General features: G+C 46.8%; 8 protein-coding genes. All 8 read left to right on the forward strand.

Going from position 1 to position 6,643, the window contains the following annotated elements:
- Window positions 1–198 (forward strand): hypothetical protein (locus VIP81_RS19250; RefSeq protein ID WP_331964799.1); only part of this gene is annotated, 198 nt, incomplete at its 5' end.
- Window positions 199–293: 95 nt separating this feature from the next.
- A complete protein-coding gene (locus tag VIP81_RS19255; protein WP_331964802.1) occupies window positions 294–1,706 on the forward strand; it encodes an anthranilate synthase component I family protein in 1,413 nt (470 codons plus the stop codon).
- A 1-nt stretch (window position 1,707) separates the two neighbouring features.
- The gene (locus tag VIP81_RS19260) at window positions 1,708–2,277 is read left to right on the forward strand and encodes an aminodeoxychorismate/anthranilate synthase component II (protein ID WP_331964805.1); all 570 of its coding nucleotides are present in this window, start codon (window positions 1,708–1,710) and stop codon (window positions 2,275–2,277) included.
- A 92-nt stretch (window positions 2,278–2,369) separates the two neighbouring features.
- On the forward strand, window positions 2,370–3,365 hold the full coding sequence (gene trpD, locus VIP81_RS19265; RefSeq protein ID WP_331964808.1) for an anthranilate phosphoribosyltransferase: 996 nt from the start codon (window positions 2,370–2,372) through the stop codon (window positions 3,363–3,365).
- Window positions 3,366–3,376: 11 nt separating this feature from the next.
- Window positions 3,377–4,177 carry an indole-3-glycerol phosphate synthase TrpC gene (gene trpC / locus VIP81_RS19270; protein ID WP_331964811.1) on the forward strand — a complete coding sequence of 267 codons (801 nt, stop codon included), beginning with the start codon at window positions 3,377–3,379 and terminating at the stop codon, window positions 4,175–4,177.
- A gap of 7 nt (window positions 4,178–4,184) precedes the next feature.
- A complete protein-coding gene (locus tag VIP81_RS19275; protein ID WP_331964814.1) occupies window positions 4,185–4,820 on the forward strand; it encodes a phosphoribosylanthranilate isomerase in 636 nt (211 codons plus the stop codon).
- A gap of 6 nt (window positions 4,821–4,826) precedes the next feature.
- Window positions 4,827–6,035, forward strand: coding sequence for a tryptophan synthase subunit beta (gene trpB, locus VIP81_RS19280; protein ID WP_331964817.1), 1,209 nt, complete (start codon window positions 4,827–4,829; stop codon window positions 6,033–6,035).
- A gap of 8 nt (window positions 6,036–6,043) precedes the next feature.
- On the forward strand, window positions 6,044–6,643 hold a 600-nt coding region (gene trpA, locus VIP81_RS19285), incomplete at its 3' end, for a tryptophan synthase subunit alpha (protein WP_331964820.1).

Consider the following 6,643-nt stretch of genomic DNA (forward strand, 5'->3'; position numbering starts at 1 on the left):
AAAATCACCAAAATCAGTCTAATCCTGCCTAAAGACAAAGGCCGAAGGCCTTACCCTCCGCTCTCTCAAAAAAAATTTGCATTTTCTAAAAAAATGTTCCACTTTTGTTCTCGCTATGCAAAATATCATTACAAACAAACATTGGTGGTGGCACGGAATCAATTCCTGATCTGTGTTACAGTGCCATGTTTCGTTTAGAAATATATTTGGAAGGCCCGCTGTTACACAGCGGGCCTTCCGCTTTTTCAGCCCTTCCCATTTTACCATAAAACAAACACTTCACCCAATACATCATGCGTACCATCCAAGTAAAAACGAGATCCAAACAGATGCTGGCAGACATTTTCACGCCAGTGGGAATATATCTGCGGCTACGCGATAAATTCCCGGGTTCCATCCTCCTCGAAAGCACCGACTACAGGGCCAGTGACAACAGTTATTCGTTTATATGTGTGAAACCTATTGCAGGTATTGAAGTTACCTCCACTTCACACTTCGAATTCAAGTATCCTAACCTGCCCGTAGAAAAGAAAGAACTGAGAAATAAACAACAGGTACTGGATGAAATGGAGAAGTTCCTCGGTAACTATTCATTCACCGGCAAACACCCGGTACCAATGGCGCAGAGCCTCTTCGGCTACACCACCTTCGACGCCGTTCAGTTCTTCGAAACCATCGAATTCAATAAAAAGAAACAAGAAGCCGGTAATACCATTCCTTTGATGCGTTACCGCTATTATCAATATGTAATCGCCATCAATCACTTTAAAGATGAACTCTATCTTTGCGAAAACCAGGTAGAGGGCGTCGACAGCGAGTTTGAACTGATCGAATCACTCATCCGGCACAAAGATTCCCCAGGGTATCCTTTTGCTACTACCGGAGAAGAGGAAAGTAATATGACAGACGCGGAATATATGCAAATGGTAGAACAAGGTAAACAACACTGCTTCCGCGGAGACGTTTTCCAGGTAGTACTCTCCAGAGCTTTCCAGCAATCCTTTAAAGGCGACGAATTCAATGTTTACCGCGCTCTCCGCTCCATCAACCCTTCTCCTTATCTTTTCTTTTTCGATTACGGCGACTACAAACTAATGGGTTCCTCACCGGAAGCACAGATTGTGATCACAGATGGTAAAGCTACCATTCACCCCATTGCAGGCACTTTCCGCCGTACCGGAGACGATGAGCAGGATAAAATGCTGGCCAATAAACTGCTGGAAGATCCGAAGGAAAACGCAGAACACGTGATGCTGGTGGATCTGGCCCGCAATGACCTCAGCAGAAATGCAACAGAAGTGGAAGTAGCTTCCTACAGACAGGTACATTTCTATTCCCACGTTATCCACCTGGTAAGCGAAGTAACCGGAAAGGTAGATCCAACAATGAATCCATTTACCCTCCTGGCCTCTTCCTTCCCGGCAGGTACCCTGTCAGGTGCACCAAAATACCGCGCCATGGAAATCATTGACCAGTACGAACCCACTGCACGTGGCTTCTACGGTGGTTGTATAGGTGCTGTTGGTTTCAATGGCAACTTTAACCACGCCATCATGATCCGCTCCATACTCAGCAAAATGAATACCCTGTACTATCAGGCCGGCGCCGGCGTGGTAGCCAAATCAGTGGCTTCTTCCGAACTCGAAGAAGTAAACAACAAACTCAATGCGTTAAAACAAGCCATTCTGCTGGCACAAAAAATTTAGTATGAACATCCTCGTTTTCGATAACTACGACTCTTTTACATACAACCTCGTTCACCTCGTGGAAAAAATCATCAACGGTAAGGTTACCGTAGTACGCAATGATGAAATTCCATTGGAAAAAGTAAACGACTACGATAAAATAATTTTATCACCCGGTCCCGGTATTCCCGAAGAAGCAGGATTATTACTGCCCCTCATCAAAGAATATGCACCTACCAAATCCATCTTCGGCGTTTGTTTGGGTCAACAGGCCATCGGACAGGCTTTTGGCGCTTCACTCACTAACCTGAAAGAAGTATACCACGGCGTGGCGACCAATATTAATATCATTAAGGAAGATGGGCGCCTGTTTAAGGATTTGCCAAGACAAATAATGGCCGGTCGCTATCATTCCTGGGTAATTGATGAATCTACCCTGCCCGCTGAATTAACCATCACCGCGAAAGATGAAGATGGTTTTATCATGGCTTTACAACATAACAAATATGATGTAAGCGGCGTACAATTCCACCCGGAAAGCGTACTCACCCCGCAGGGCGAAAAGATCTTGAGAAACTGGTTAAGCCTGTAATGACAGCCATTCATCTTTACCAAATTTCAAACAACATTCATCTAACTAACAGCTAAAGGCTAACAACTAACAGCTAAAAGTTAACAGCTATCATGAAAAAGATTCTTAATTATCTCTTCGAACATAAAACTTTCAGCCGCGAAGCTGCTAAAGATATTCTGATCAGCATCTCCAAAGGCATGTTCAATGAAAGCGAACTGGCGGCTTTCATGACGGTGTACCTTATGCGCAGCATCACCATCGATGAACTGTTGGGCTTCCGCGATGCCTTGCTGGAACTCTGTGTACCCGTAAATTTAAACGGTTACGATGTACTCGACATCGTAGGTACCGGCGGGGATGCAAAAAATACCTTTAATATTTCTACCTTGTCGTGCTTTGTGGTGGCAGGAGCCGGCGCTAAAGTGGCCAAACATGGCAACTATGGCGTGTCTTCTGTTAGCGGTGCTTCCAATGTAATGGAACTGGTGGGCTACAAATTCAAAAGTGACGACGCCAAACTGAGAACAGAGCTGGAAGAATCAGGCATCTGTTTCCTCCATGCACCCCTGTTTCACCCCGCCCTGAAGCATGTTGCCGGTATTCGCCGTCAGCTGGGTATCCGTACGTTCTTTAATATGCTGGGACCACTGGTGAATCCGGCCTTCGCCAAACATCAGCTGATTGGCGTATATAGCCTGGAAATGGCAAGGGTATACAACTACCTGTTCCAGCAAACAGACAAACAGTTTGTGATTGTACACAGCCTCGATGGTTATGACGAAATATCACTGACCGCAGATACCAAAGTAATCACCAATAAAGGTGAACAGGACTGGACCCCGGAACAACTGGGTAAACGTAAAGTACACCAGGAAGATATCTACGGCGGTAACAGCACAGAAGAAGCCGCGAAGATCTTTATGAAGATCCTGAAAGGAGAAGGTACCTGGGCACAGAACTCCGTTGTATTTGCAAACGCAGCAATGGGACTGTACAGCCTCGGAAAATATAATTCGTATGATGATTGCTTCGCCGCCGCGGTGGAATCCCTGGAGTCGGGCAATGCACATACCGCATTTAAAAAACTGATTGCATTGCAGTCGTAGGATCATTTATCATGAAGAATATTTTAGCAGAAATAGTTGCACATAAACAAATAGAAGTAGCTGCCCGCAAATTACAGCGCAGCGCATCCGACCTGCAACAGTCACCCGGATTTGCCCGCGAAACCTTATCACTCCGTCATTTCCTGCAACAGCCGGAAAAGACCGGCATCATCGCGGAATTCAAACGCCGCTCTCCTTCCAAAGGAGTGATCAACGGAGAGGTAACTGTGCAGCAGGTAACCACGGCGTATACACGCTATGGCGCCTCCGGCTTGTCTGTTCTCACCGATGAAAAATATTTCGGTGGCTCCTCTGATGACCTGCAACAGGCCCGCAGCTTCAACCAGATCCCTATTCTGCGCAAAGATTTTGTGATAGATGAATACCAGATCCTCGAAGCAAAAGCCATCGGCGCAGATGTGATCCTGCTGATTGCTGAATGCCTCGACGCGGCGCAGGTAGCCTACCTCGCGGAATTTGCACATAACCTCGGCCTGGAAGTATTGCTGGAAGTACACAGCGAAGCACAACTGGAAAAAGTAACGGCACATACACACCTCGTAGGGGTGAACAACCGCGACCTGATCACTTTCCAGGTAGACTTTAACCGCTCCTGCGAACTGGCGCCGAAAATTCCGGCCGATAAAGTGAAGGTAGCCGAAAGCGGTATCAACGACCCCGCTTCCATCGTTACCCTCAAAGCTGCCGGGTTCCAGGGCTTCCTCATAGGAGAACATTTTATGAAACAAGAAGATCCTGCCCGCGCATTCGAAAATTTTGTACAAACACTTCATGATCTGGAACACAAATAATCATCCTATGCGTATAAAAGTTTGCGGCATTACAAGAATAAATGATTTGCAGGCGCTGGTGGCTAACAGCGTAGATTATGCAGGATTTATTTTTCATGAGAAATCACCTCGTTTTGCCGGCAACAAAATAGATGCAAGATCAGTACGTGAAACAACCGGTATCAGGAAAGTCGGCGTATTTGTAAATGCTTCACAAGCGCAGATACAACGTACCATCGCCGACTTCGCGCTGGATATGGTGCAGCTGCATGGCGACGAAACACCGGAGTTCTGTGCCACCATCCGGGAAACGATTCCGGTAGTCAAAGCTTTTCGTATAGGGGATAACGTTGACTGGCAAACGGAGCTGGCGCCATTTGTTCCTGTAACGGATTATTTCCTGTTCGATACCGCTTCCGTAAAATTATATGGCGGCACCGGTGAGCGCTTTAACTGGGAACTGCTTAACACTTACCCGTTTGACCATCCCTTCTTTTTAAGTGGTGGCATTACGCCGGATCAGGCAGCAGCTATCAGCGATCTGCAATTACCGGCACTGTTTGCAGCAGATGTAAACAGCAAGTTTGAAGACAGTCCCGGTGTGAAAAACATCGCGCTGGTAGAACATTTTGTAAAACAAATTCATTCATCAATAATAAAATAAACGGTCATGGATATTGCGATTAATACCGGCAACTCCAGGTATCAGGTGGATAAGAATGGCTATTATGGCAGATTTGGTGGGGCATACATTCCTGAAATGTTATTTCCCAATGTGGACGAATTACAAACCAAATATCTCGGCATACTCAGCGATCCCTCCTTTCAACAGGAGTTCGAAGCCCTGCTCACAGATTATGTAGGCAGACCTTCCCCTTTATATTTCGCTAAACGTTTGTCTGAAAAATATAAAGCGCAGATTTATCTCAAACGGGAAGACCTGAATCATACCGGTGCACATAAAGTAAATAACACCATCGGCCAGATCCTGCTGGCAAAGCGTTTGGGCAAACACCGCATCATCGCTGAAACCGGCGCCGGACAACATGGCGTGGCCACCGCAACGGTATGCGCCCTCATGGGCATGGAATGCGTGGTGTATATGGGCAGCATCGACATTGAAAGACAAGCGCCTAACGTAGCCCGCATGAAAATGCTCGGCGCTACCGTAGTTCCTGCTACCAGTGGCAGCAAAACCCTGAAAGACGCTACCAACGAAGCGATACGCGACTGGATCAATAATCCGGTAGATACACATTATATCCTCGGCACCGCCGCAGGCCCGCATCCATATCCTGATATGGTGGCACGCTTCCAATCGGTGATCAGCGAAGAAATAAAAAAACAACTGCTGGCTAAAACCGGTAGCGAAGATCCTAACTATGTAGTGGCCTGTATCGGTGGCGGAAGTAACGCTGCCGGCGCCTATTTCCATTATCTTGATAGGGAAAACGTAAAGCTGGTAGCCGTAGAAGCAGGCGGTAAAGGTGTACACAGCGGTTTTTCTGCTGCCACCACCCAGCTGGGCACCATTGGTATTATCCATGCCAGCAAAACCCTGCTTATGCAAACAGATGATGGGCAAATCACTGAACCACACTCTATCTCCGCAGGACTGGATTATCCCGGCATCGGACCTATGCACGCCCACCTGTATGAGTCAGGTCGCGCACAGTTCCTGTCTGCCACCGACGACGAAGCCCTCGCTGCTGCTTATGAACTGAGCCTGCTGGAAGGAATTATCCCGGCCATGGAATCAGCTCACGCACTGGCCAAGTTGAAAGACCTGACCCTCAAAGCAGATGATGTAGTAGTGGTATGCCTTTCCGGCCGCGGTGATAAAGACCTGGATACCTATATCCGTCACATGAATAAATAAAATGGATTATGCAAAATCGTATTGATCAACTGTTTGCCACAAAGCAACACGGCGTTTTAAATATATATTGCACGGCTGGTTTTCCGCAGTTAAATGATACCCTGCCGGTAATGACTGCCCTGCAACAACATGGTGCGGATCTCATTGAACTGGGTATGCCTTTCTCCGATCCTCTGGCCGATGGCCCGGTGATCCAGGACAGCAGCACCAAAGCCCTGCAGAACGGAATGAGCCTACACACTCTTTTTAATCAGCTCACCGGTTTCAGAGAAAAGATACAGGTACCCGTTATCCTCATGGGATACTTTAATCCTGTATTGACTTACGGCGTTGAAGCCTTTTGTGCCAAATGCGCGGAAGTAGGAGTAGACGGTATCATCGTACCCGACCTGCCTATGGCGGAGTATGAAAATGAATACAGACCTATCTTTGAAAAATATAACCTGCACCTCATCTTCCTGATAACTCCAGAAACAAGCGAAGCAAGGATCCGGAAAATAGACAGCCTGAGTAAAGGCTTTATCTATGCCGTATCTTCTTCCTCCACCACCGGAAAAGACAAGGACATGAACGATCAACAGGCTTATTTTGAGCGATTAAAAAAATTA

The organism is Chitinophaga sp. (assembly GCF_036566945.1).
Lineage (GTDB): Bacteria > Bacteroidota > Bacteroidia > Chitinophagales > Chitinophagaceae > Chitinophaga.